21 protein-coding genes and 4 tRNA genes are annotated in these 25,142 nt (G+C 71.5%); 10 read left to right on the top strand and 15 right to left on the bottom strand.

Features of this window, described 5'->3' with window-relative positions; all coding sequences use genetic code 11:
- Positions 1 to 175: 175 nt before the first annotated feature.
- Positions 176 to 248: transfer RNA gene (locus F6W97_RS23005), tRNA-Gly, on the bottom strand.
- Between the two features lie 152 nt (positions 249 to 400).
- Here F6W97_RS23005 and F6W97_RS23000 point away from each other — a divergent pair.
- From F6W97_RS23000 to F6W97_RS22985, 4 genes are all read left to right on the top strand, one after another.
- On the top strand, positions 401 to 1,483 hold the full coding sequence (locus tag F6W97_RS23000; protein WP_230686888.1) for a CapA family protein: 1,083 nt from the start codon (positions 401 to 403) through the stop codon (positions 1,481 to 1,483).
- A gap of 95 nt (positions 1,484 to 1,578) precedes the next feature.
- A tRNA-Gly gene (locus F6W97_RS22995) sits at positions 1,579 to 1,651 on the top strand.
- 27 nt (positions 1,652 to 1,678) lie between these two features.
- Positions 1,679 to 1,749: transfer RNA gene (locus F6W97_RS22990), tRNA-Cys, on the top strand.
- Positions 1,750 to 1,770: 21 nt separating this feature from the next.
- A tRNA-Val gene (locus tag F6W97_RS22985) sits at positions 1,771 to 1,845 on the top strand.
- A gap of 96 nt (positions 1,846 to 1,941) precedes the next feature.
- On the opposite strand, the gene F6W97_RS22980 is transcribed toward F6W97_RS22985, so the two are convergent.
- The gene (locus F6W97_RS22980; protein WP_155372477.1) at positions 1,942 to 2,169 is read right to left on the bottom strand and encodes a hypothetical protein; all 228 of its coding nucleotides are present in this window, start codon (positions 2,167 to 2,169) and stop codon (positions 1,942 to 1,944) included.
- A gap of 267 nt (positions 2,170 to 2,436) precedes the next feature.
- Here F6W97_RS22980 and F6W97_RS22975 point away from each other — a divergent pair, with 267 nt between their 5' ends.
- Entirely contained in the window at positions 2,437 to 3,090 is a 654-nt protein-coding gene (locus F6W97_RS22975) for a hypothetical protein (protein WP_155372476.1), read from the top strand.
- 27 nt (positions 3,091 to 3,117) lie between these two features.
- On the opposite strand, the gene F6W97_RS22970 is transcribed toward F6W97_RS22975, so the two are convergent.
- The 4 genes from F6W97_RS22970 to F6W97_RS22955 form a co-directional block, all read right to left on the bottom strand.
- Entirely contained in the window at positions 3,118 to 4,332 is a 1,215-nt protein-coding gene (locus F6W97_RS22970) for a vWA domain-containing protein (protein WP_155372475.1), read from the bottom strand.
- Entirely contained in the window at positions 4,329 to 5,582 is a 1,254-nt protein-coding gene (locus tag F6W97_RS22965; RefSeq protein ID WP_155372474.1) for an AAA family ATPase, read from the bottom strand. Before F6W97_RS22965 ends, F6W97_RS22970 begins: the two co-directional genes overlap by 4 nt.
- A 148-nt stretch (positions 5,583 to 5,730) precedes the next feature.
- Positions 5,731 to 7,149 carry a hypothetical protein gene (locus tag F6W97_RS22960; RefSeq protein WP_230686887.1) on the bottom strand — a complete coding sequence of 473 codons (1,419 nt, stop codon included), beginning with the start codon at positions 7,147 to 7,149 and terminating at the stop codon, positions 5,731 to 5,733.
- 114 nt (positions 7,150 to 7,263) lie between these two features.
- Positions 7,264 to 8,124: an isocitrate lyase/PEP mutase family protein gene (locus F6W97_RS22955; RefSeq protein WP_155372472.1), complete on the bottom strand. Its 861-nt coding sequence runs from the start codon at positions 8,122 to 8,124 to the stop codon at positions 7,264 to 7,266.
- 153 nt (positions 8,125 to 8,277) lie between these two features.
- Here F6W97_RS22955 and F6W97_RS22950 point away from each other — a divergent pair, with 153 nt between their 5' ends.
- The gene (locus tag F6W97_RS22950; protein ID WP_155372471.1) at positions 8,278 to 9,243 is read left to right on the top strand and encodes an alpha/beta hydrolase; all 966 of its coding nucleotides are present in this window, start codon (positions 8,278 to 8,280) and stop codon (positions 9,241 to 9,243) included.
- Positions 9,244 to 9,321: 78 nt separating this feature from the next.
- Here F6W97_RS22950 and F6W97_RS22945 read toward each other — a convergent pair whose 3' ends face one another.
- Positions 9,322 to 10,038, bottom strand: coding sequence for a FadR/GntR family transcriptional regulator (locus tag F6W97_RS22945; protein WP_196279278.1), 717 nt, complete (start codon positions 10,036 to 10,038; stop codon positions 9,322 to 9,324).
- Between the two features lie 98 nt (positions 10,039 to 10,136).
- Between F6W97_RS22945 and manD the strand changes: the two genes are divergently transcribed.
- Together manD and F6W97_RS22935 are read left to right on the top strand one after the other, a co-directional pair.
- On the top strand, positions 10,137 to 11,360 hold the full coding sequence (gene manD, locus F6W97_RS22940; RefSeq protein ID WP_155372469.1) for a D-mannonate dehydratase ManD: 1,224 nt from the start codon (positions 10,137 to 10,139) through the stop codon (positions 11,358 to 11,360).
- On the top strand, positions 11,350 to 13,545 hold the full coding sequence (locus F6W97_RS22935) for an alpha-glucuronidase (RefSeq protein ID WP_155372468.1): 2,196 nt from the start codon (positions 11,350 to 11,352) through the stop codon (positions 13,543 to 13,545). Before manD ends, F6W97_RS22935 begins: the two co-directional genes overlap by 11 nt.
- Positions 13,546 to 13,718: 173 nt before the next feature.
- Here the strand turns inward: F6W97_RS22935 and F6W97_RS22930 are convergent, their stop codons facing one another.
- From F6W97_RS22930 to F6W97_RS22905, 6 genes are all read right to left on the bottom strand, one after another.
- Positions 13,719 to 15,767 carry a beta-galactosidase gene (locus F6W97_RS22930; protein ID WP_155372467.1) on the bottom strand — a complete coding sequence of 683 codons (2,049 nt, stop codon included), beginning with the start codon at positions 15,765 to 15,767 and terminating at the stop codon, positions 13,719 to 13,721.
- Entirely contained in the window at positions 15,764 to 16,447 is a 684-nt protein-coding gene (locus F6W97_RS22925) for a YesL family protein (protein WP_155372466.1), read from the bottom strand. Before F6W97_RS22925 ends, F6W97_RS22930 begins: the two co-directional genes overlap by 4 nt.
- The gene (locus F6W97_RS22920) at positions 16,440 to 17,987 is read right to left on the bottom strand and encodes a GH39 family glycosyl hydrolase (protein WP_155372465.1); all 1,548 of its coding nucleotides are present in this window, start codon (positions 17,985 to 17,987) and stop codon (positions 16,440 to 16,442) included. Before F6W97_RS22920 ends, F6W97_RS22925 begins: the two co-directional genes overlap by 8 nt.
- A gap of 65 nt (positions 17,988 to 18,052) precedes the next feature.
- Entirely contained in the window at positions 18,053 to 19,687 is a 1,635-nt protein-coding gene (locus tag F6W97_RS22915) for an ABC transporter substrate-binding protein (protein WP_155372464.1), read from the bottom strand.
- Between the two features lie 56 nt (positions 19,688 to 19,743).
- Positions 19,744 to 20,643, bottom strand: a complete 900-nt coding sequence (locus F6W97_RS22910) for a carbohydrate ABC transporter permease (protein ID WP_230686886.1) — start codon at positions 20,641 to 20,643, stop codon at positions 19,744 to 19,746.
- Complete coding sequence (locus tag F6W97_RS22905) at positions 20,640 to 21,632, bottom strand: ABC transporter permease (protein ID WP_155372463.1); 993 nt, start codon at positions 21,630 to 21,632, stop codon at positions 20,640 to 20,642. The genes F6W97_RS22910 and F6W97_RS22905 overlap by 4 nt, the downstream gene beginning before the upstream one ends.
- 314 nt (positions 21,633 to 21,946) lie before the next feature.
- Here F6W97_RS22905 and F6W97_RS22900 point away from each other — a divergent pair, with 314 nt between their 5' ends.
- Both F6W97_RS22900 and F6W97_RS22895 read left to right on the top strand, forming a co-directional pair.
- The gene (locus tag F6W97_RS22900; protein WP_155372462.1) at positions 21,947 to 22,990 is read left to right on the top strand and encodes a LacI family DNA-binding transcriptional regulator; all 1,044 of its coding nucleotides are present in this window, start codon (positions 21,947 to 21,949) and stop codon (positions 22,988 to 22,990) included.
- A 6-nt stretch (positions 22,991 to 22,996) separates the two neighbouring features.
- On the top strand, positions 22,997 to 24,004 hold the full coding sequence (locus tag F6W97_RS22895) for an acetylxylan esterase (protein WP_155372461.1): 1,008 nt from the start codon (positions 22,997 to 22,999) through the stop codon (positions 24,002 to 24,004).
- A 112-nt stretch (positions 24,005 to 24,116) separates the two neighbouring features.
- Here the strand turns inward: F6W97_RS22895 and F6W97_RS22890 are convergent, their stop codons facing one another.
- Together F6W97_RS22890 and F6W97_RS22885 are read right to left on the bottom strand one after the other, a co-directional pair.
- Entirely contained in the window at positions 24,117 to 24,566 is a 450-nt protein-coding gene (locus tag F6W97_RS22890; RefSeq protein WP_230686885.1) for a hypothetical protein, read from the bottom strand.
- Entirely contained in the window at positions 24,563 to 25,084 is a 522-nt protein-coding gene (locus tag F6W97_RS22885) for an RNA polymerase sigma factor (RefSeq protein WP_155372460.1), read from the bottom strand. Before F6W97_RS22885 ends, F6W97_RS22890 begins: the two co-directional genes overlap by 4 nt.
- Positions 25,085 to 25,142: the final 58 nt, after the last annotated feature.

Here is a 25,142-nt window from a genome sequence, read left to right as displayed (position 1 = left end):
CCCCTGCGCAACACTTAAAGAGTCGCGCCCTCCGAGGGGCCACGAGGCCGCAAGTCCTTCAGAGTTGCGCCAGGAGGCGGTGGCCGGAGGGCCGGTGGCGGGGCGGGGGCGGGGCGGGGCGGGAAAGGCGAATCGCCGGTGACCCGTGGGGGTCCCGGCGATTTCGGGGAAAGAGAGCGGATGACGAGATTCGAACTCGCGACCCTCACCTTGGCAAGGTGATGCGCTACCAGCTGCGCTACATCCGCACGTCCCTCAGCTGGCCTTGCGGCTCGCTGCCTGACAGGAGAGAACTTTAGCGGGTCCTCCGGCGGCCCCGCCACCGGGTATCCCCCCGGATGTCGGCAAGCCGGTCGAGACGGTGATGCGAAACGCCTTCACCTGCCCGTACCCTCGTGCCGTGACCTCCCCCCGCGCCGTCCGCCGCACCCTGGCCCTGGCCCTCGCCGTCGCCCTGGCGGCCTGCTCGGGCGAGGAGCCCGCCGTCTGGCAGCAGCCCGGCGGCACACCCCCGGTGCCCGCGCCCGCGGACAGCGCCGCGCCCAGCAGCCCGCCCGCCGCTGAGATCACCCTGGCGTTCGCCGGCGACGTGCACTTCACCGGGCGCACCCTGCCCCTGCTGAAGAACCCGGACACCGCCTTCGGCCCGTACGCCGAGCAGCTGCGCGCCGCGGACTTCGCCATGGTCAACCTGGAGACCGCGGTCACCGACCGCGGCACCCCGCAGCCCAAGGAGTTCCACTTCCGGGCGCCGACCACGGCGTACGCGGCGATCCAGGCCGCCGGCATCGACCTGGTGTCCATCGCCAACAACCACACCCTCGACTACGGCCAGGTCGGCCTGCTCGACACCCTCGACTCCGCCAAGGCCGCCGGGATGCCGATCGTCGGCGCGGGCCACAACACCACCGAGGCGTACGCCCCCCACCTGGTCACCGTGAAGGGAGTCCGGCTCGCCGTCGTCGGCATGTCGCAGGTCCACGAGCTCAAGGAGCAGTGGAAGCCCACCGCCACCCGCCCCGGCATCGCCATGGCGTTCGACCGGAAGCTGGCCGTCGCCGCCGTCAAGTCCGCCCGCGAGCAGGCCGACGTGGTGATCGCGTTCATGCACTGGGGCACCGAGGGCCAGGGCTGCCCCAACGGCGACCAGAAGAGCATCGCCAAAGCCCTGTCCGCGGCCGGAGCCGACCTGATCATCGGGACCCACGCGCACGTGCTGCTCGCCGACGGCTTCCTCGGCGGCGCCTACGTGCACTACGGCCTGGGCAACTTCCTCTGGTACTCGACCTCCAAGAGCACCGACACCGGCCTGCTGACCGTGACGATCAAGGATGGGAAGGTCGAAACCAGGCAGTTCACCCCCGGGGTCGTCTCGAACAATGGACAGCCCAAGCCGGTGACCGGAGCCGCGCTCAAGGCCGTACAGGGCAGGCTTGACCAGGCTGCACGCTGCACCGGGCTGGCCAAGAGCCCCGCAGCGTGACGCGCCGGGGGACCCCGGTTTGTCAAGACCTCTGCGGACCGGCTAAAGTTCTCAACCGTTGGGCAAGCACGCCGGAAGGCGGGCAAACCTTACAAGCGGATGTAGCGCAGCTGGTAGCGCATCACCTTGCCAAGGTGAGGGTCGCGAGTTCGAATCTCGTCATCCGCTCGGAGAACCGCCGCAAGGCGTCACCACGGTGGAGTGGCCGAGAGGCGAGGCAACGGCCTGCAAAGCCGTGTACACGGGTTCAAATCCCGTCTCCACCTCGTAGTACAGCACGACAGCACGGGCGATTGGCGCAGTGGGAGCGCGCTTCCTTGACACGGAAGAGGTCACTGGTTCAAACCCAGTATCGCCCACCAGATCAGAAGGCCTGTCCGATCATCGGACAGGCCTTCTTTCGCGCCGACGCATCGGACCGCCTCCCGTGACGCCGTCACATCGGGGCCCTCCCGGAGCTAGTCCCATGGCTCCCGGCGCGCGTCCTCGCCGAGTATCAACGCAGCTGCCCGGCACAGATCTTCGCCGTACAGCTGGTTGTCACCGAACTCGGAACCCCACAGCTCCGTCGCGGCCTGGGCGACACCTCGCCAGCTCGCCTCCTCGTCCACGCGCCATCTTCGGATCTGGCGCGCCTGCTCAAGCGTGAGAGCGGCGGGATCGACGAGGCCGACGAACTTCTCCACGTGCTGAAGCGTAGACGCGCGGACACCATCCCGATCGCGAGCGCCGACAACAGCTCAAGGCCACGACCGCGATGCTCGCGTGCGAGGTGAAGGCTCAATGTGGCGTGCACGGAGTCACCACGTCGCGCACTGGCGCGTGGACTGCTTCGATCCACCCGGCGAAGTCGACAGACCTGGCCGGCTGTTGCGCCCGGAGCCACCGCCGGGCAACCCTGATTCACTGTGGCGCACCCGGCGATTCCACAGCGGAGAGAAAGCCCGAGGAACATGCCGAGCAGCCCTGAGCGTCGCATTGCCGACCGCGTCAAGCAGTTCCTCGACGACGAGAAGACCAGCCCGGAACTCGTCCGCGAGTACCTGAACCTGCTCCTGGCCGAGCAGCGTTCGATCGTCGGTCAGCTCAACAAGGCTCTGGGGTTCATGTTCCTGCTGGCCGCCCTTTTCGTCCTCATCGATGTGCAAGGAGTCCAGGAGGTGAGCGTCGGCGGTGTGAAGTTGGGGAATCTCCACTTCCTCACCGCGCTCATCCCCGTCGTCATGGTCGGACTCTTCGCCCGGGCGGCCATCCTCAACGTCCAGCGCTCCGTGGTGAACAAGACCTACTTCTCGTTGAACGAACACGCGTTTCCCGGGCTGTACCGCTCGGATCTGGACACGCTGCTGGTGCCGAACCTCTTCTTCGTCACCTCCGAGCCCGACGCGATCGCCCGGAGCGGCCGGATGAAGAAGGTGCTGGAAGCAGCGTGGATCACCGAGATCCTGGTGTTCATCGCATTGCCGCTCGCTTTCTACGTGTACGCCTACGTGCGAATCTTCGCCCTGTTGCACGTGACGAGTCCGCTGGCGTGGATCTCGCTCGTGCTGACCGTCGCTCTTTACGTCCTCGCTCTCGTGGTGTTCTACGAGGGCGTGGAAGACTAGGGTCGGGAGACCATTTGTCTGCCGCGCTCAGCCGATGGTGACCACCCGCGCCCAGTCCGGCGGCGTATCCGGGACGTACCCTTCGTCGTCCTCGTCGTACCTGCTCGGCCGGGGGAACAGTCCCACCACCGTGCGGCACGGTGGCTGTGCCTGCGGCCAGGGCGTCTGCCCGTCGGTCAGCACCACGACGACGTCCGGGCGCGGGCTGAGCCGCAGCGCCTTGGCGAACCCGGCGCGCAGGTCCGTGCCCCCGCCGCCGGTCAGCGGTATGCCCTCCGCCCGGCACAGCGCGTACGCGACCCCGGCGGCCGCGTCGCAGGACAGCACCGTGACCAGGTCCCGCCGCCCGCCGACGGCGCGGGCGATGGCGGTGACCTCCAGCAGCGCGCTGCCCAGTTCGGCGTCGCTGACCGACCCGGACGTGTCGATGACCACGGCGACCCGGGGCGGCCTGCGCCGCAGGCTCGGCAGGACTACCCCGGGCAGGCCCGCGGACCGCCGCGACGGCCGGCCGTAGGTGTAGTCGTCGCCTGCCCCGGCGGAGGTCACCGCGGACCGGACCGCCGCGCCGAGCAGGTCCCGCCACGGCTGCGGCGGGTGGAACACGTCTTCGGCCCAGCGCTGCCAGCCCTTCGGGGCGCAGCCCGGGGCTCCGGTGACGCCCTGCGCCACCCGGAACCGGACCGCGTCCTGCTCCTGGTCGCTGAGCCCGTGCGCGCCGCCGGGTCCCAGGTCCCATTCGCGGTCCAGCCCGTCGGCGCCGCTGCCGCAGTCGAGCCAGACCATGCCCTGGGTATGCCGGCCGAGCCGGAACTGGCGCAGGTAGTCCTCCATCAGCTCGCCCGCGCACAGCCCGAGCATGCCCGGGACGACGACGTCGGCGGGCCGGGCCAGCCCGTCGCCGTACACGTCGTCGTTGATCTCGAAGTCGGCGGCGATGTTGATGCGCAGGCGCTCCCCCGGGCCGGTCAGGCCGCGTGCGGCGGCGACCCGGTCGCCGCGTCCGTGGTGGTCGCGCAGCAGGTGGGAGACCTCGTGGACCCATACCCCGGCCAGTTCCTCGACCGGGGTCGCGTCCACGAAACCGGGCGAGACGTAGCAGCGCCATTGCCTGTCCACGGCCATCGTCGGCACCCGCCGCGACTCCACCACGGTCAAGGCGAACAGCGCCGTGGCCAGGTACGGCCGGACCCGGGCGGCGTGCAGCCGGGCGGCGTAGAGCTTCTCCAGGTCCATGGTCATCGGCCGGCGCCGACGGGGGTGCGTTCGGCGGCGCGGTCGGCCCGCTGCGACAGCGACACCGCGCCGGCGAGCCGCTCGATCTCCGCCGGGACCGTCCAGTCGTCGTCGCGCAGCGCGGCGAGCGTCGCCGCGGGCACCACGACCAGGTCCGGGGCCCCGGTCTCCAGGGCTCGGACCAGGACCGCCCAGGCCGCGTCCCAGCGGGACTGGTCGGGCCGCCGGCGGACCGCCTCGACCACGCCGTCGAGCACCGCCTGGCGCAGGTCGCCCCGGTCGGGCAGGACGGCCGACGCGGGGTCGGCCAGCAGCGTCTCCGGGTCCGGCAGGTCCATCCGGTCCAGGCTCGCCAGCAGCTCCAGCCCGGGGCCGTCGCCGACGGTGCCGCGGACCAGCATGGACAGCACCTCCCGGGAGGTTCCCGCGGCGGTGGCGAACGCGATCAGGCGCAGCGCCATGTCCCAGCTGCGGGGCGAGGGCCATGCGCCGCCCCGGCGGGTCTCGCTGTCGGGCAACCGGTGCACGAGCTTGGGACGGGTGGCCAGCAGCTCGCAGACGGCCCGGCGGGCGTATGCCACGGCATCGCCGAGCAGGTCCGGGTCGAGCCGGGGCAGCGACGCCCTCGGCCAGGTCCCGCCGAGGCCGCGTACCACGACGTCGTGGTCGTGGGTCCACTGCAGATGGACGAACCGGTTGGCCAGCGGCGCGCTGAGTTCCCAGCCGTCGGCGGCCGACGAGCGCGGGTTGGCGGCGGCCACGATCCGGATCCCGGGCGGTAGTCGCAGCGCCCCGACCCGGCGTTCGAGCACGAGCCGCAGCAGCGCGGCCTGCACGGCGGGCGGGGCGGTGGACAGCTCGTCGAGGAAGAGCAGCCCGCGGCCCGCCCGCACCAGGCGTACGGCCCAGTCCGGCGGCGCCATCGGGACGCCCTGTACGGCGGGGTCGTCGCCGACGACGGGCAGACCGGAGAAGTCCGACGGTTCGTGCACGCTGGCGATCACCGTGGTCAGCGGCAGGTCGAGGGACGCGGCGAGCTGGGTCAGGGCGGCGGTCTTGCCGATTCCCGGCTCGCCCCACAGCAGCACCGGCAGGTCGGCGGCCACGGCCAGGGTCAGCGCCTCCAGCTGCGTGTCGGCACGCTGCTCGGTGGCGGTGTCGCCGAGCAGCGCGAGCAGCTCGGCGGCGACGTCGAGCTGCGGGACGTCGCCCACAGCTCGGGAGAGTTCGACGGTGGACGGGACGGTAACAGTCATGTGAGATCACCTTCGGGTGTGCGGGGCCGCGAGGCGGCCGGCGGAGACGGCGAGTTGCCGGCGTGCAGAGCCAGGGCGGCCGGAGCCGGTGTCATGAGGGCAGCGACGGCCGTAGCCGGTGTCGTGGAGGCAGCGCCGAGGTGGGCTGTCAGGGGCGCGAGGCGTGGCGCGGCCGGGTGCGGACCGTGTTGCGGGTCAGCAGGCTGCTGGGGTCCCGGCTGGCGGGTCCGCGGCCGAGCCCGGCCAGGCCGGCCCGGAACAGCCCGTGCGTGATCCGGCCCTGCGCCGCCGCTGCCAGCTCGTCGCGCAGCGCACCGCTGCGTAGCAGCACGTCCGGGCCGAGCAGGCCTTCGACGGCGGCCAGTGCACCGGCGGCGTCGCCGTGGTCGAGGCGGGCGCGGACGTCGACGAGGCACTCCGGGTGGCGGTGTGTCTCGTCGACGGCCCGCAGGCAGGGCAGCGCCGGGCCGCCGAGCGCGGTCAGCAGCTCCTCGCGCCGGATCTCGACCGCGCTGTGGTCGAGCGCGGTGAGCACCCCGTCCACGAGGCCGATCCGGTGCTGCTCGCCCCGGCAGTCGACGAACCGGGTGCCGCTCATGTCGTCCGCGGTGCGCGACGTGGGCGGTGGGCGGTCCGGCGCGAGCGCCGCGGCGACGAGCGGGTGCAGCCCGTCGGCGTCGATGAGCCCGTGGTCGAGCAGCTCCAGGTCCGGCAGCACCCACGTCGCGGCGTCCGGCAGGAGCAGCGACGCGCGGGCGCGGTCCCGGGACGGCACCGCCGTGATCCGCGTGGCGGCCGGCGACGCGCCGACGTCGACCGCGAAGCGGTGCCGGCTGTCGAGCCGCACCACGACCACACCGCTGGACCGGCCTTCGGCGTGCAACAACAGGGCCGCCTCCGGCCCCCATCGGTGCACGGCGCACCCGTCCCCGACCGGCAACGGGTCGCGGACGGGCTGGTCGGCTTCGGACACCCGGCCGGGAGTGGGCCACCGGTCCGTGGCGGCCCGCTGGCCGGTGCGCCGCCACCGGCCTGCCCCGGCCCGGTGCGCCAGGTCGCCGGACCGGCGCGCGTCCCACAGCTGGCGGTGCAGGTCGAGGCGGAACCGGCGGTCCGGGTGGGGGTGCGGATGCAGGTACGGCACGTCGCCGGACCCGGAGCCGTCCCACAGCGCGAGGCTGATCCGCTGCCCGGCGTCCGCCCAGGCGGGCGCGGTCCGGGCGACGAGATGCACCGTGCCCGCCCCTTGGTAGCGGGCCAGGGAGATGGTCAGCCCCGGGCGCAGCAGGCCGTCCGGCGCGATCCTGGGCATGTGCCAGCGCAGCAGGTCAGGAGCGAGGTTCTTGAGGTCTGCGCGGACCCGGGCGGCAAGCTCCCGGCCGTGGGCGTGGGCCACGGTACGCAGGTTCAGATCGACGTCGACACGTGCGGCGGCGCAGGCCCCGGCCCAGTCGCCGGCGGCCCGGCGGGCGGTCGCACTTTCGATCATCGAGGGCGGCACGGCGAACTCGCGCACGCGCAGCCACAGGGCAAGGCGGGTGTCCCTCATCGCAGTCAAGGAGCGCATCAGCACTCACCTTTTGCGGACGGGACCCCCGATCTGATCGAGGAGGTAGTCATCGCAGGAAGCGTACAACGCCGCGCAAGCCCTGTCAGGTCCCTACCGGCCGGGCAGGCCCGGTCACCCGGCCCGGTGGCGGAAGACGTCGTTGAGTTCGGTCTGGCTGACCTGGTCGTCGGCGTAGCTGAAGGTGCCCTGCTCGGCGAGTTCCCGGGCGGCGCGTTGCAGCTGCCGGTACATGCTGCGGGCGATGCTGCCGCCGACGGTGACCCGCCGCACGCCCAGCTCCCGCAGGTCGTCCAGCGACAGCGCGTTGCCGCTCAGTCCCATGACGACGTTGAGCGGGCCGGCCAGCTCGCGGACGAGTGTGCCGATGGTCGCGGCGTCGGCCGCGCCGGGGACGAACGCGCAGTCGGCCCCGGCGGCCAGGTAGGCGTTGGCCCGCCGGATGCTCTCGTCGAGGCTGCCGCCGACCAGGAGCACGTCGGTGCGCCCGACCAGGACGAACGGCTCGCCGCAGGTGTCGGCGGCGGCGCGGGCGGCCCGGATGCGGTCGGCGGCGCGGGCGAGGTCGTACAGCGGCTCGGCCCGGTCGCCGGTGAAGTCCTCGATGTTGCCGCCGCAGGCCCCCGTCGCAAGCGTGGCCGTGATCGTGGCCGCCACGTCCTCGGGCGCCGCGCCGAAGCCGTCTTCGAGGTCCGCGCTGACCGGCACGTCGACGCTGTCGGCGATCTCGCGTACCCGGCGCAGCATCGTGTCGCGGCCGACCCGGTCGTCCGGGGACTGTCCGGGATCGTGGTAGTCGTGGTCGGGGCGGCCCAGGGAGAACGCGATGCCCGCGCTGGTGGTCGCGACGGCGGGGAAGCCCGCGGCGGCCAGCATCCGGGCGCTGCCCGCGTCCCAGGCGTTGGGCAGCAGGAAGCAGCCTGCGCGGTGCAGTTCGGCGAAGCGTTCCGCGCGGTGCCGTGTCGTGCCGTTCATGCGGTGGTACCTCCTGGCGTCCGTCGTGACGGTACGAGCGGCATCCGAGCTTCGTCCAATATGGCACATCGGAGGCCTTGACCTGCCCGGGTACCGACCTCCTTAATCTTCCCTAAGGGAAACGCCGTTCCACCAAGGGAAACCGGAGGCATCATGTCGTTCCGCAGAGCCGTGCTCGCCCTAGCCCTCGCCGCCACCTTCCTCGCCGCACCGTCGCCCGCGTCCGCCGCTCCCGGCGTAGTCGAGGTCAGCAACACCGTCGACATCCGCTGCGCGTTCTACACGATGAAGGCCGACACCGACTGGTACTTCCCGGCCGGCGCCCCGCGCGGCCTGGTCTACCTGCAGCACGGGTTCTCCCGCAGCAACGGCAACGTGCAGGACCTGGCCGAGCACTACGCCGCCGCGGGCTTCGTGGTCTTCGCGCCCACGCTGCCCTCGGCCAACCTCTACGGCTGCACGGTCAACAACATCGGCAACAACACCGCGTTCCTCGACAACGTCGCCGACCTGCTCGGCAAGGCCGCCGACAGCACCGACAAGCTGGGCCGCAGCTTCGCCGACGCGCGCACCAAGGCCGGCCGCGCCGGGCTGGCCCTGCCGACCGGCTACGTGATCTCGGGCCACTCGGCGGGCGGCGAGGTCGCCGCCTACGTCGCCAACAAGCTGCGCACCTCGTACGCATCCCAGTTCGCCAAGGTGAAGGCGCTGGTGCTGCTCGACCCGGTGAAGTCGCCGGTCGGGCAGAGCATGGCCAACGCCTTCGGTGGCCTGAAGACCACCGCCCTGCCGATGTACGCGATCTCGTCGCCGCCGTACCTGGCCAACAGCGACGCCAGCGGCACCGTCGAGCTGACCAACGACGTGCCCCGCCCGTTCCTCGGCGTACGGCTGACCACCGGCTGCCACTGCGACGCCGAGGGCGCCAGCACCGACGGCCTGTGCACGCTGACCTCGGGCACGCCGCAGGCCCGGAACGTCACCGCGCTGCAGACCCTCGCCGTCACCTGGGCCGCCGACGGTGTCGCCGGCACGACGACCGCCACCCACTACCCGGGCGGCGCGTACTACGACGGCCTGCTCACCGCAGGCGTGACCCAGACCCTCAGCGGCGTCTGACCTGCCACGCAGGACGACACCCGTTAGGAAGGGCACCTTCCACAACGCATAGCGATGTGAAGGTGCCCTTCCTTTCGCTCAGGCGGTGGGCGGGTGGGCGTCCTTCATCTCGTCGTGTATCTGCTGCATGAGGTCGGTCATCGCGGTCCGGGCGCGTTCGCCGTCGCGGCGCTGGATCGCCTGCGCGACGTCGGCGTGCAGGGTCAGCGCACGCTGGTCCGGATGCTGCGGCATCAGGTGGTGGTGATGGCGGCCCACCAGCGATGCGGCCACGAGTTCGTGCAGCCCGGCGAACATCTCGTTGCCGGAGTGCAGCAGCACCCGCCGGTGGAACTCGATGTCTGCGGCCAGGAAACCCGCCTCGTCGCCGGACTCGGCCGCCGCCCACAGCTTCGCGGCGAGCGCGACCAGCTCGGCGGCCTCGGCCGACGACGCCCGCCGGGCGGCCAGCAGCGCCGCCTGCGGCTCCACCGCGGCCCGCAGTTCGGTCAGCGAGCGCAGCTGGACCAGCCGCTCGGCCGACGCCAGCCGCCAGCGGATCACCTGCGGGTCGAAGACGTTCCAGTCGGCGGCGGGACGGATCCGGGTGCCGACCCGGCGGCGCGCCTCCACCAGGCCCATCGAGGCCAGCACCCGCAGCACCTCGCGGACGACCGAACGCGACACGGCGCAGCGTTCGACCAGCTCGTCGATGTAGAGCACGGTGCCGGGCGCGAACTTTCCGCCGCAGATCGCGACGCCGAGTTCGTCGAGGACGCGGGCATGCAGCCGGGAGGCGGCGGGGGGTGTGTCCATCCCATACAACATATCAGTTTATGGGTTGTCCTTGATTACGTCTGATTTATGGGCCTAGCATTTCGGGGCGAACCAGCACCGTCCAGAAAGGGCGCCTTGTGAAGATCGTCGCCGCGGAAGTCATCGTCACCAGCCCCAGCCGCAACTTCGTCACCCTGAAGATCACCACGGAGGACGGGATCACCGGCCTGGGCGACGGCACGCTCAACGGCCGCGAGCTGTCCGTCGCCTCCTACCTGACCGACCACGTCGCGCCGCTGCTCATCGGCCGCGACGCCCACCGCATCGAGGACACCTGGCAGTACCTGTACCGCTCGGCGTACTGGCGGCGCGGCCCGGTCACCATGGCCGCCATCGCCGCCGTCGACGTGGCCCTGTGGGACATCAAGGCCAAAGCCGCCGGGATGCCGCTCTACCAGCTGCTCGGCGGCGCGTCCCGCAACGGGATCATGGCGTACGGGCACGCCTCCGGCCGCGACCTGCCCGAGCTGTTCGACTCCGTACGCGAACACCTCGCGCTCGGCTTCCGGTCCATCCGCATCCAGACCTCCGTGCCCGGCATCGACGCGGTCTACGGCGTCGCCGCGCAGACCGAGGGCGAGCGCTACGACTACGAACCCGCCCAGCGCACCCCGCTGCCGGTCGAGGAGGACTGGGACACCCGCGCCTACCTGCGCCACCTGCCCGGCGTGTTCGAGGCGGTGCGCAACGAGTTCGGGCCCGAGCTGCCGCTGCTGCACGACGGCCACCACCGGATGACCCCCATCCAGGCCGCCCGGCTCGGCCGGGACCTCGAGCCATACGACCTGTTCTGGCTGGAGGACTGCACCCCGGCCGAGAATCAGGAGGCGCTGCGGCTGGTCCGGCAGCACACCACCACGCCACTGGCCATCGGCGAGGTCTTCAACACCGTCTGGGACTACCAGACCCTCATCCGCGAGCAGCTCATCGACTACGTGCGCTCGGCCGTCACGCACACCGGCGGCATCACCGCCATGCGCAAGCTGCTCGACTTCGCCGCGCAGTACCAGATCAAGTCCGGCATCCACGGGCCGACCGACATCTCGCCGGTCGGCATGGCCGCCGCGCTGCACCTGGACCTGGCCATCCACAACTTCGGCATCCAGGAGTACATGCAGCACAGCCGGCTGACCGACGAGGTGTTCCGGCAGTCGTTCACCTTCGTCGACGGCTACCTGCACCCCGGCGAGCAGCCGGGCCTGGGGGTCGAACTCGACGAGCGGGCCGCCGCGCGTTTCCCGTACGTGGCCGCGTACCTGCCGGTGAACCGGCTCAAGGACGGCACCGTCCATGACTGGTGACCAGACGGCCACACCGCACCCGGCCTGGCTGCCCGCCGAGGCGTTCCGGGCACTCGGCTCCCGCCGCACCCTGATCATCGCCGAAGGGTTCCTGGCGCAGACCGTCGTGCAGGAGGTCATCCAGGCCGCCGAACAGCACGGCGGCAGCCTGCACCACCGGCCGACACGACGGGCGGAACCTCGGCCGGACGACGCGGGCGGCGCGGGCAGCGCGGGCAGCGCGGGCAGCGCCGGCGGCACGGGCGGTGACGGCGGTCCGGACGGCGGCATCGGCGGTGACGGCCGGTTCGACCTGGTGCTGGCGTTGACAGCCGCGGACGGCCTGCCGGATACGGCGGCGACGGTGCTGGCCGAGCTGGACTACCGGGCCGGGCGGGGCACGCTCGGCCCGGAGGGCTTCGCGCTGGCACGGCGCGACGGCGTCACCGTGGTCCTGGCCGGCGAACCGGCGGGGCTGCTCTACGGCCTGTTCCAGGTGGTCCGGCTCGGCGAGGCGGCGTTCGGCGCGACGCTGCCGCTGGAGCTGCACCACCCCGTGACGGCGAGCCGGATGCTGAACCACTGGGACAACATCGACACCCATCCGGTGATGGGCCAGGTCGAACGCGGCTACTCCGGCGGCTCGATCTTCTGGCGGGACGGCGGGCTGACCCCGGACCTCGGCCGGGTCCGTGCCTACGCCCGGCTGCTGGCCTCGACCGGCGTCAACGCGGTCACCGTCAACAACGTCAACGTGCACGCCACCGAGGCGCACCTGCTGACCGACCGCCTCGGCGACGTCGCGGCGCTCGCGGACGTGCTGCGCCCCTACGGCATCCGGACCCATCTCTCGGTGAACTTCAACTCCCCCGTCGCGCTGGGCGGCCTGCCCACCGCCGACCCGCTGCACTCCGACGTGCGGGCGTGGTGGGCGGCCACGACCCAGCAGGTGTACGCGGCGATCCCCGACTTCGGCGGGTACGTGGTGAAGGCCGACTCCGAGGGGCAGCCCGGCCCGTTCGGCTACGGGCGCACCCACGCCGACGGCGCGAACACCCTCGCCGTCGCGCTGGAGCCGTTCGGCGGCGTCGTGCACTGGCGCGCGTTCGTCTACGACCACCGCCAGGACTGGCGCGACCGCGGCACCGACCGGGCCCGCGCGGCGTACGACCACTTCGCCCCGCTCGACGGGCAGTTCGCCGGCAACGTGATCCTCCAGGTCAAGTACGGCCCGATCGACTTCCAGACCCGTGAGCCGGTGTCGCCGGTGATCGCCGCGATGCCCGGCACCCGGCTGGCAGTGGAACTGCAGGTGACGCAGGAGTACACCGGCCAGCAGCGGCACGTTTGCTACCTGGGCCCGCTGTGGAGCGAGGTGCTGGCGTTCGAGCCGTGGGGCCGGGGGCGGACCGTGGCCCAGGTCGCGGCCGGGCTGGGCGCCGACAACGGCCCGACGGGGCTGCCCGGCGGGCTGGTCGCCGTGTCCAACGTGGGCGACGACCCGTTCTGGACCGGGCACCCCCTCGCTCAGGCCAACCTGTACGCCTTCGGCCGCCTGGCCTGGAACCCGCGCCTGGACCCGGCCGCTGTCCTCGACGAGTGGATCGGCCTGACCTTCACGCCGTCGGCGACCGCCGACCCCGAGCTGCTGCGGCGGACCCTGCACGAGGTCATGGACGACTCGTGGCACGTCTACGAGTCGTACACCGCGCCGCTGGGCGTCGGGTTCATGGTCCGGCCCGGCAGCCACTACGGCCCCGACGTCGACGGCTACGAGTACACCCCGTGGGGCACCTACCACTTCGCCGACCGCGACGGCGTCGGCGTCGACCGCACCCGCGCCACCGGCACCGGCTTCACCGGCCAGTACCCGCAGCCCTGGTCGGCGCGCTACGAGTCGCTGGACTCATGCCCCGACGAGCTGCTGCTGTTCTTCCACCACGTGCCCTACACCCACCTGCTGCGCAGCGGGAAGGCGGTGATCCAGCACATCTACGACACCCACTTCGACGGTGCGGAGCGGGTGGCGCGGATGCGATCGCAGTGGGCGGGGCTCGCCGGGCTGGTCGCCCCGGACGTGGACGGCCGGGTGCGCGAACGCCTCGGCGAGCAGCTGCGCAGCGCCCAGGAGTGGCGCGACCAGATCAACACCTACTTCTACCGCAAATCCGGCATCCCCGACGCCCACGGTCGCCGCATCCACTGACCCGCGCTCGATCCACGGCTGAAGATCTGTTTTTGTGGACGCTGGACGCCCCTATAGGGACAGCTGGCGTCCACAAAAACAGATCTTCGCGGCCACCCGGTCAGGAAGCGGGCGGACGCGGTGAGCGTCGTCGCCCGGCTCGGCATCTCTGCCCCGGCGCAACCGATGCCCGGTCAGCGGCTGGCGGTCGTGCTGTCGCACGCGATCACCATGACGGCGCAGGCGGCGAGAGCGAGCCGCTGCCCACGCACGATCCGCTCACCCGTCAGCAGGTCGACGCCCGCAACGCAGGCGGCCACCTCGGCAGGGGCCATCGCATGGTTGAGCAGGAACAGCAGGCGCGTCCCATCGGCAGCGACCCGCACCGCCGTCTCCAGGTCCGGCACCTCGGCGTATGGGCCGATCAGGTCGTGGCGGGCCAGCACCTGCCGCATCACCCACGACACGCCGTCCTGCTCCAGCCCGGCGCCGACGTACCACCCGTGCCCGGCCCCGAACGCGTTGCGGGTGACGGCGGGCGTGCCCGCGTAGAAGTCGGCCCCGTAGGCGCCGACGACGTCCGCGCCCTGCGGGATTACCAGCTCGAACAGCAGCCGCGACGGACCTTCGAGGCGGTCGTCGTCGGACTCCAGCAGCACCGGGTTGACCACGTCGGCCTCGCGGGCGTCCCACTCGTCGACCCGCACCCCCATCAGCGGCCCGAGCGGGCCGGGCACGTCGGTCAGGAACGCGTTGTCGTCCTCGTCGACCCGCCCGGACAGGAACGTCGTCACGACCGAGCCGCCGCGCGCCGCCACCGCCTCCAACCGCCGCACCAGGTCGCCCTTGACCATATGCAGGGCGGGCGCGACGACCACGTCGTAGCGGCACAGGTCGGCGGTCACCGGCAGCACGTCCACGTCGGCCCCGGCGTCCCACAGCGCCCGGTGGTAGGCGAGCACGACCTGCTGGTAGCGCACCAGCCGGGACGGGCCGTCGGAGATCTCCAGCGCCCACCAGCTGTCCCAGTCGAACAGCAGCGCGACCCGGGCCGGGGTCCGCGCGCCCAGGCTCGCGCCGCCGAGCCGGTCCAGTTCCGCGCCGAGCTGCGCGACCTCGCCGAACACCCGGGTATCGGACCGGCCGGCGTGCCCGATGACCGCGCCGTGGTACTTCTCGCTCGCCCCCCGCGAGGCCCGCAGCTGGAAGTACAGCACCGCGTCCGCGCCGTGCGCGACGGCCTGCCAGCTCCACAGCCGGTTGATCCCGGGGCGTTTGAGCGGGTTGACGTCGCGGCAGGCGGTGACGCTCGGGGTCTGTTCCATCAGCCAGAACGGCTGCCCGTCCTTGAGGCCGCGCATCAGGTCGTGGGTCAGCGCCATCCGGGCCGCGGACCGGTCGTCGGGCGGGTAGTTGTCCCAGGACGCGAAGTCCAGGTGCGCCGCCCAGCGGTGGTAGTCCAGCGGCCGGTACATGCCCATGAAGTTCGTGGTCACCGGGATGTCGGGGCTGGACTCGCGGATCGCGGCCTTCTCGTCGGCGAAGTCGGCCAGCATCGCGTCGGACATGAACCGCAGGTAGTCCAGGGTGATGCCCTGGAAGGCCGTGTGGTTCGGGCCGCGCCAGTGCTCGGTCAGCGCCGACGGGGCCTCGATCTCGTCCCAGCCGGTGAACGTGTGCGACCAGAACGTCGTGCACCAGGCGTGGTTGAGCCGGTCCAGGGTCCGGTACTTCTCCCGCAGCCAGTCCCGGAACCCGGCCGCGCACAGCTCGCAGTAGCAGGCCCCGCCGTACTCGTTGCCGACGTGCCAGGCGACCACGGCGGGCTCGTCGGCGTAGCGGGCGGCGATGCGGCGGGCCAGTTCGGCCGACAGCCGCCGGAACACCGGCGAGCTGGGGCACGAGTTGTGCCGCTGGCCGAACCTGTGCCGCCGGCCCTCGAAGTCGACGCGGGTCACCTCCGGGTGGGCGCGGGCCAGCCAGGCCGGGTGCGCGCCGGTGCCGGTCGCCAGGCACACGGCGCGGCCCTGCTCGGCGGCCCGTCCGACGATCGCGTCGAGGGTGGTGAAGTCGTACACGTCGGGTGCGGGCTGGGTCTGCGCCCAGGTGAACACGCCGACGGTGACGGTGTCGATACGGGCTTCGTCGAACAGCTGGTAGTCCTGCGTCCACACGTCGCGCGGCCACTGCTCGGGGTTGTAGTCGCCGCCGTAGGCGATCTTCGAGGTGGCGGGCAGGGTCATGCGGTGAACTCCCTGGAGATCTGGCCGACCATCGGGCGGCAGTTGCGTGACAGCACGAACACCAGCACCGCGCCGAACAGGGTGAGCACCGCCTCGGACAGCAGCACGGTGAGCCCGGCCGCCGCGACGAGCACGCTGAGGTTGCCCAGGGCGACGGCGGGGCGGCGCACCAGGAAGTACGACGCGAGCCGGGCGGCGTCCCGGACCCGGAAGTCGAACAGGGACGTGATCACCAGCAGGTTCACGCCCCACAGGGCCGCCGCGACGGCGAGCACGACCAGCAGCGCGGCCCACCACCGGGGCACGGCGGCGGCGTCGAGGTGGGCGAGGTTCACCGCGACGACGGCCAGCCACAGCAGCCACGGCGCCCAGACCAGCAGCACCGGGCCGGCGTTGACCCGGTAGCCGCGCCAGAACGCGGCGGCGGGCGTGAGGTCCGCGAGGTCGGCACGGTGGTGGTGCAGCGCGTACAGGGCGGCGGACACCGCCGGGCCGAGCGGCAGCGCGCAGGCCGCGAACAGCGGGATGTTGCTGGCGTCGCGGTCCAGCAGCACCAGCGGCGCCAGGCCGGGCAGCGTGGTCGCCACGAGCAGCAGTTCCACGACGAGCAGGCTGTAGACCAGCGCCGCGGCCCGCGACAGCACGCCCTGCCCGAACCGGCCCGCAACGGCGTCAGCCATCGCTTCGCCCCGACGGCTGCGGGGCCGGGCGGCTCAGGCCGAGCAGCCGGTTGTCGTCCCACCAGGGCGGGGTCTCGTCGACGACCGGGGTCAGCTCGACCAGGGTCACCTCGTGCCGGGCCAGGACGAGGTCCAGCTCGACGCAGCCGCCGACGCGGGGCAGGTTGCGGTGGCAACGGGCCGGTTCGGCGGCCTCGTACAGGTCGGCGAGCTGGCGGCGGTCGGGTGAGGCGGGCCGGCCCATCTCGCACCAGGCCGTCCAGGCGTTGCCCGCCTCCTCGCTGACCGAGGAGCGGTTCAGGTACACCGACGCCGTGCCGGGGCCGCCGACCGGGATCGACAGCCGCACGGTGTGGCCGTCGACCGCGGGGCCGCCGCTGACGTCGACCGGGGCCCAGGCCAGCACGGTGACCCGGCCGGTGGCGTCGCGGGTCACCAGGTGGTCGTCGCCGCGGGTGAGGATCTGTTCGCCCATCCGGGCCATGAACGCGTACAGGTGGTAGGTGGGTTTGCGCAGCTGCCGGTGGGTGAGCAGGCCGAAGCCGCCGTGGAACAGCGACGTCGGCACGCCGGTCTCCTCGAACATGTCGGAAAACGTCCAGTACGAGAACGAGTCGACCAGGTCGCCGCCGTTGGCCAGCACCGGCGCCAGGTAGGCGGCGTGCAGGGCCGTGTCGTGCACGGGGTTGTCGGGCCGGTAGGACGAGTTGAACTCGGTGATGTGCACCGGCAGCCCGGCCAGGCCGGTCGCGGCCAGCAGCTCCCGCGGGGTCGCGAACTGCTCCAGCAGCTGCTCGGCCGGGGCCAGGGTCTGGTGCACCCCGAACGGCACGTGCTGGGCGGGCCCGGAGGTGTAGGCGTGCTTGCTGACGAAGTCGACCGGCACCCCGCGGCTGTCCGCGAACTCGGCGAACGGAATCAGCCAGTCGTCCGCGCCGGGTGAGATCGCCGGGCCGCCGACCTGCAACGACGCGTCGACCGCCTTGACCGCATCGGCGCTGACCTCGTACAGCCGGTGGTAGGCGTCGCGGTCGGCGCCGGCCCAGAACTCCTTGAGGTTGGGCTCGTTCCACACCTCGATCGGCCAGGTCCGGACCTGCTCGACGCCGTACCGGTCGACCAGGTGCGACACGGTCGCCTTGACCAGGTCGGCCCACTGGGTCCAGGAGCGGGGCGGGGTCACGTTGCCGCCCCACCAGAACACGGTCTGCTCGCCCGAGGCCAGGGCCGCGGGCATGAACCCCAGCTCCACGAACGGCGCGATGCCGAGGTCGAGGTAGGCGTCGATCACCTGGTCCACGTAGGTGAACGCGTACCGGGTGCGGCTCGCGCCCTGGTACTCGTAGGGCCGGTACACCCCGACGCCGTCGGACAGCAGGCCGTGCCCGCGGATGTGCCGGAAGCCGATGTCGCGCTGGATCATCGCCAGCGAGTCCTGGTAGTCGCGCCGCAGGGCGAGCTCGAAGCGGCCGGTGCCGACGCAGAAACGCCAGGCGTCGGTGAGCCGTCCGGAGGCGGTCTCGGGAACGTGGATGCGCATCGCGGTCTCCTGCGTCGGTGCGTCGGCCCGGCCGCACCCCCGTGGATGCGGCCGGGCCGGCGGGGTCAGCCCCGCTGCTTGGCGAAGCGGTCGTACGCCTTGTTGACGAGCTCGATGTAGGCGTCGGAGTTCTTGGCCTTCAGCTCGGCGACGTAGGCATCCCATTCGGACAGGTCACGCTGGCCGAGGATGAACTTCAGCGTCATCTGGGCGACGTGGTCCTTCAGCGGCGTCTCCCAGAGGGTGGCCTGCTCGGCCTCGGCGTCCTCGTACGGGTGCGGCGGCGGCACGGGCAGGATCTTCCTGGTGTCCATCGCCTTCTGGTACTCCAGCTCCTCGGCGGAGAACGTCGACTGCAGCAGCGCGGTGGTGCCGCCGTAGGCGAACACGCCGTTGCCGAAGCCGAAGTCCTTCTGCAGGTGCTTGGTGGCGGTGGGGTTGAGCTTGACGTAGTCGACGTCGGGCGCGAGCGTGATCTTGCCCGAGGCGTCCTTGTCGTAGGTGGTGCCGGGCACGCCCCACTTGGCGAACTCCTGGCCCGCGTCGGAGTAGTACAGCCAGTCGATGAACTGCATCATCGCCACGAAGTTCTTGCTCTCCCGGGCCTTCTTGGAGATCATGACGCCGTTCTCCAGGCGGCTGCCCGCCTTGACCTCGCCGGCCGGCCCGACCGGCTGCGGGATCTTGACCATCGTCGCCTTGGGCAGCGTCTCGGCCATCGTGGTGCGGTACTTGTTGACCAGCTCCTGAGCGTTGGCGCTGATCACGAAGGACTTGCCGGTGGCGAGCTTCTGGATGGCGGTGTCGTCGTCCTGGGTGAAGCTCTCCGGGTCGAGCAGCCCCTCCTTCACCAGCTTGTTCAGGTAGGTGACCATCTGCCGGTAGCCGTCGGTGGCGCCGGTGAAGACGAACTTCTTGGCGTCGGCGTCCCAGTAGTCGTTGCGGTAGCCCCAGCCGCCGTTGGTGCTGAACGCCCCGGCCATGTAGTTGAACAGCGCGCCGCCGGGCGTGGGCTTGCTCCACCGGTCCGACATCGGGTACTGGTTCGGGTAGGCCGCCTTCATCGCCTTGAGCATCGTGTACACCTCGTCCCAGGTCTTGGGCGCGGTGAGGTTGAGCTGGGCGAGGATGTCGGTGCGCACGCCGAGCGAGTAGTCGGTCCACACGTTCTCGTGCAGGCCGGGCAGGAGGTAGAACTTGCCGTCGAGCTGGCGCAGCTGGTCGACGTCAGGCTGCAGGTTCCACTTGGTGATCTTGTCCTTGAAGTTCGGCATCAGGTCGAGGTAGTCGCTGACCGGCAGGATCGAGCCCGAGGCCACGAACGGCGTCTCCTGGCCGGGATAGGTCTTCGGGATGATCAGCGGCGCGTCGCCCGCGCCGATGAGCAGGCTGCGCTTCTGCTCGTAGTCCGACAGCGGCACCGCGGTCGGCTGCAGCGTGACGCCGGTGCGCTTGGTCAGCTCGGACCAGAACAGCCACTCGTTCTTGATCGGGTAGTTCGGGTGGTTGTTGTACAGGATCGAGAAGTTCAGCGCCTCGGTGGCCTTGAACTGCGAGTTCACGGCGTAGTCGGACATCGCGCCGACGCGGTTGCCGGACAGGTCGTCGGAGCTCGATTCCTCGCCGGTGCACGCGGACAGGGATACGGCCAGCAGCGCGGCGGCGAAGGCCGCGACACGTCTGCGGGAGCGGGTTGCCATGTGTTTGCGCCTTTCGGGTTGAGGAGTGGAAGGTGCGACTTGCGGACAGCGCCGGTTCACCCCTTGACCGCCCCGAGCATCACGCCGGACACGAAGTACCTCTGGACGAAGGGGTAGACCAGCAGGATCGGCACGACGGTGAGCACGATCGTCACGGCCTGGATGTTGGCCGCCGTTTGCAGATCGGCGTCGGCTGCGCCGACGGAGCCCGCCCCCGTCGCCCCCGCGATGAGATTGCGCAGGTAGACGGTGACCGGGAACAGGTCTGACTGGTCCATGTAGAGGAAGGCCGAGAACCACGAGTTCCAGAACGCGACCGCGTAGAACAGCACCATCGTCGCGATCATGGCCTTGGACAGCGGCAGCACGATGCGCCACAGGATGCGGTAGGTGTCCAGGCCGTCGACGGCGGCGGCCTCCTCCAGCTCGACCGGCATGCTCTCGAAGAACGCCTTCATGACCAGCAGGTTGAACACGCTGATCGCGTTGGGCAGCGCGATCGCCCACACCGAGTTCTTCAGGCCCAGGCTGGTGATCAGGATGTAGTTCGGGATCAGGCCGCCGGAGAAGAACATCGTGAACACGGCGATGCCGACCAGCGCCGACCGGCCGCGCAGGTGCTTCTTGGACAGCACGTACGCGTAGCAGGTGGTCAGCGTGATCGCGACGGCGGTCGCGACAACGGTGTAGAACACGGTGTTGCGGTAGTTGGCCCAGAACATGTCGTCAGCCATGACCAGCTTGTAGGTGGCCAGGTTGAACCCGCGCGGCACCAGGTTGACCTGCCCGGCCCGGATGTAGCTCTCCTGGCTGAACGAGCGCGCCACCACGTTGACGAACGGGTACAGCGTCACGATCACCACGACGGTCAGCACGACCGCGTTGACGGCCTGGAACACCCGGTAGCCCCGGGTGACCTGCATCCGCCGCCGGGCGGGCTTGCGTCCGACGGTCACCACAGGCTCGTCCCTACCGCGCGGCGGGCGATGAGGTTGGCCGTCAGCACCAGCGTCAGGCCGATGACGGCCTCGAACAGGCCGATCGCGGCGGCGTAGCTGAAGCTGTTGGACAGCACGCCCATCCGGAACAGGTACGTGGAGATCACGTCGCCGGTGGGGTAGGTCAGCGGGTTGTACAGCAGCAGGATCTTCTCGAAGCCGACCGCCATGAACGTGCCGATGTTGAGGATCAGCAGGGTCACCATGGTCGGGCGGATGCCGGGCAGGGTGACGTGCCAGGTCTGGCGCCACCGGCCGGCCCCGTCGATGCGGGCCGCCTCGTACAGGTCGGAGTCGATGGTGGTCAGCGCGGCCAGGTACAGGATCGTGCCCCAGCCGACGGTCTGCCACGCCTCCGAGGAGACGTAGATGGTGCGGAACCACTCCGGCTGCTGCAGGAACGAGACCGGCTCACCGCCGAACGCCCGCACGACCTGGTTGACCGTGCCGTCGACGGACAGCAGCTGCATCACCATCGCCGCGATGATCACGACCGACAGGAAGTGCGGCAGGTAGGACACCGACTGCACGAAGCGCTTGAGCCGGCGGCTGCTCAGCTCGTTGAACAGCAGCGCCAGCACGATCGGCAGCGGGAAGCAGACCACCAGCGTCAGCACGCCCAGCACCAGGGTGTTGGTGAACACGTTCCAGAACGTCGGGTCGTTGAGGAACATCTCGACGTAGCGCAGGCCCACCCAGTACTCCCCGAGCGGGTTGCCGCCGGGCGAGAACTTACGGAACGCGATGACGTTGCCGATCATCGGCAGGTAGCGGAAGACCGCGAAGAACAGCAGCGGCGCCAGCGCCAGCGAGTACAGCTGCCAGTCCCGGCGCAGCGCCCGCCGCCAGGTCGGCCGCCGGGCGCGGACGGGCGGCGCGGGAGCGGGCGCCGGCCGCACCACCTCCGGCGTGGACCGCGGCGGGTCCAGCGTCCCGGGCACGCTCATCGGAGGACCTCCCCTGTTCAAAACCACAGCGCATCGCGTACGACCACAGCGCGGTCCATCACGGACAGCGAGAGCCGACCTCCGCGTTCCACCGAAAGTTTCGGAAATATTGCGTTACCTTTGCCGGGCAACTTAAGCGCCCCACCGAGGCATGTCAAGGGTCGTTGAACTGCTGACACAAACGATTGCAGTGCGTGACCCTCCGGAGAGGACCATCGATCTCCTCGATCCCCGGAAACATCAGTCTGGCCGAGAATGCCGATCGTGGTGTTAGAGTTCGGTCCGAAACTTCCGAGGCTCCTGGCGAGGCAAAGATGACGAAGTCCCGTCCGAGCGCCGCATCCGGCGCGGTGACGATCGCGGCCATCGCCGACGAGGTCGGCGTCTCCACCGCCACCGTCTCGAAAGTCCTCAACGGCCGCCTCGACGTCTCCGCCCTGACCAGGGCCCGCGTCGAAGCCAGCCTCGAACGCAACCGCTACCGCCGCCGCTCCCGGCGGCTGCCCACCGGCCAGATCGACCTCGTCTTCCACGAGTACGACTCCACCTGGGCCATGGAGATCATCCGCGGGATCGAGACGGTGACCGTCCCCGCCCGGATCGGCGTGGTGCTGTCCCAGCTCGACGGCCGCCACCGGCCCCCGCAGGAATGGCTCGACGGCGTCCTGTCCCGCCGGCCCCGCGGCGTGGTGCTCGTGCAATGCCACCTCTCCGAACCCCAGCGCCGGCAACTGCACCGCCGCGCGATCCCGTTCGTCGTCATCGACACCGACAGCGCCACCTCCGCCTCCGTGCCCACCGTCGGCGCGAACAACTGGAGCGGCGGCCTGCTCGCCACCCGCCACCTGATCGAACTCGGCCACCGCCGGATCGCCGTCATCTCCGGCCCGACCGACGTGCTGTGCAGCCGCGCCCGCACCGCCGGCTTCCGCGCCGCACACGAGGAAGCCGGCCTGCCCGTCGACCCCGCCCTGGTCCGGCACGGCGCCTTCTACGTCGCCACCGGCCACGAGCACGCCATGGACCTGCTCACCCGGCCCGACCGGCCCACCGCGATCTTCGCCGGCTCCGACATGCAGGCCATGGGCGTGCTGCGCGCCGCCCGGCAGCTCGGCCTGCACGTGCCCGACGACCTGTCCGTCATCGGCTACGACAACCTGCCCGTCGCCGCCTGGACCGACCCCGCCCTCACCACCGTCGACCAGCCGCTGCGTGACATGGCCGGAATCGCCGCCCAGATGGTGCTCGACCTCGCCGACAAGATCGACCTGGCGACCAGCCGGATCGACCTGGTGACCGAACTCGTCGTCCGCGAGACCACAGCCCCACCCGCGCACCTGCGCCAGAACACCCGGTGAGGACCCATGCCCCTGTTCGACCTACCGCTCGACCAGCTCCGGCACTACACGCCCGACGTCACCGAACCCGCCGACTTCGACGAGTTCTGGACCGCGACGCTGAAGGACGCCGCCGCCCACCCCGTGCTCGGCGACGTCCATCCGGTGCGCACGGACCTGCCCCTGCTCGACACCTGGGACGTCACCTTCGCCGGATTCGGCGGCGACCCCGTCCGCGCCTGGTACACCCGCCCCGCAGGCGTGCACACCCCACTGCCCGCGGTCGTCGAGTACGTCGGCTACGGCCGCGGCCGCGGCCTGCCCCACGAACGCCTGACCTGGCCCGTCGCCGGATACGCCCACCTGCTCATGGACGCCCGCGGCCAGGGCGGCCAGTACGGCAGCGGCGGGGACACCCCCGACCCGCACGGCGGCGCACTCGGCGGGCCGTGGCCGGTGGTCCGCGGCATCCTGGACCCGCGCGACTACTACTACCGTCGGCTGATCACCGACGCCGTCCGGGCCGTCGACGCGATCCGCGCCCTGCCGGGAGTCGACCCCGACCGGGTCGTCGCCACCGGCAACAGCCAGGGCGGCGGCCTCGCGCTGGCCGTCGCGGGCCTGGTGCCCGACCTCGCCGCGCTGATCGCCACCGCCCCGCTGCTGTGCCACCTGCAGCGCGCCATCGAGATCACCGACGCCCCGCCGTACGGCGAGATCGTCAACTTCCTCGCCGTGCACCGGGAGGCCGAAGACGCGGTCCGGCACACCCTGTCCTATGTCGACGGGGTCAACTTCGCCCGCCGCGCCGTGGCGCCCGCGCACTTCGGCGCCGGGCTGCGCGACAACGTGTGCCCACCCGGCGGCGTGTTCGCCGCCCACAACCACTACGGCGCCGCCAACGGCCGCCCGCAGCGCCCCGCCCGCGAGATCCACGCCTACCCGTTCAACCACCACGAGGGCGGCGAGGCCTTCCAGGTCCGCCGCCAAATGAGCTGGCTGTCAGAGTTGCTGCGCGGCGATCGTCACGAGTGACCGGCGCGGCCCCGGGCCGTGGCGCGGGCTCACCACGGCCACCCTCCCGCACAGGAACGAAGCCCCGCCCATGCCGGTTCGACGGCAGGAACGGGGCCTCGGCCCGTAGGAGTCAGCCGCCGAGCTCCCGCTTGCGGCGCAACAGCGCGCCACGCGACGCGCGGGCCCGGACGAGGTTGCCCACCGCCACTACGACCAGCACCCCGACCATCGCGTACGCCGCCGGGTGCACGCCGCCCCGGGTCACCGCCACCAGCGCCGTCGACCCGGCGAGCAGGCCCGTGGCGGCCAGCGCGAGCCAACCGGCGATCACGCGGTCGAGCGCGAACAGCGGAGTACGCCGCGACAGCACCCACCCGCCGTAACCGGCCCACCCCAGCCCGACCAGCACCAGCCCCCCGAAGGCGAGCTGCGTGCGGACCGGCAGCACCGGCTCGGTCAGCCACAGCAGGCCGACGAACGCGGCCCCGAACAGCCCGCCCAGCAGCACGGCCACGGTGGCCACCCGGCGGCGCAGCGACAGCGGCCCGGACAGTCGGGAGATCATTTCGTCGGCGTTCACGGGCGGCCTTCCTTCCGGTTCAGCTCCTCGCGCAGCAGCCGCCGCGCACGGGACAGGCGTGACTTGACGGTGCCGACCGGGACGTCGCAGATCGCCGCGCACGTCTCCAGCGGCAGGTCCTGAAGATGGAAGAGGATGAGCACCTCCCGCTCCCGGGCCGGCAGCGCCGCCAGCCCGGCCAGCAGCTCGGCCCGGTCCACCAGCGCGTCGGCGGGATCGGGCGTCACCGGTTCGGCGTCGGCGGCCACCTCGGGGCGGGCGTACTCGGCCCGCAGCCGGTTGGTCACCGCCCGCCGCGCGATGGTGAACAGCCACGGCGTGAACCGCTCCGGCTGCCGCAGCCCCGGCAGGCCCCGCACCACCGCGAGCCATACCTCCTGCGTCACGTCGTCGGCCTCGCCCGGCCCGATCATGCGCCGCACGTACCCCCACACCGGCGCATGCCAGGCCCGCACCAGCTCCGCGAGCGCATCCCGCTCGCCGAGCCGGCACCGCACCACCAGCAGCTCGTCGCTCATACCCGCCTCCTCGACCAGCACAGTCGCCGGACGGGCCGTCCAGGTTCACGCCGCCGCC

The organism is Catellatospora vulcania (genome assembly GCF_009720385.1).
GTDB classification, from domain to species: domain Bacteria; phylum Actinomycetota; class Actinomycetes; order Mycobacteriales; family Micromonosporaceae; genus Catellatospora; species Catellatospora vulcania.
Note: the sequence above shows the minus strand (reverse complement) of the source record. Positions and strands in the feature narration are given on the sequence as shown.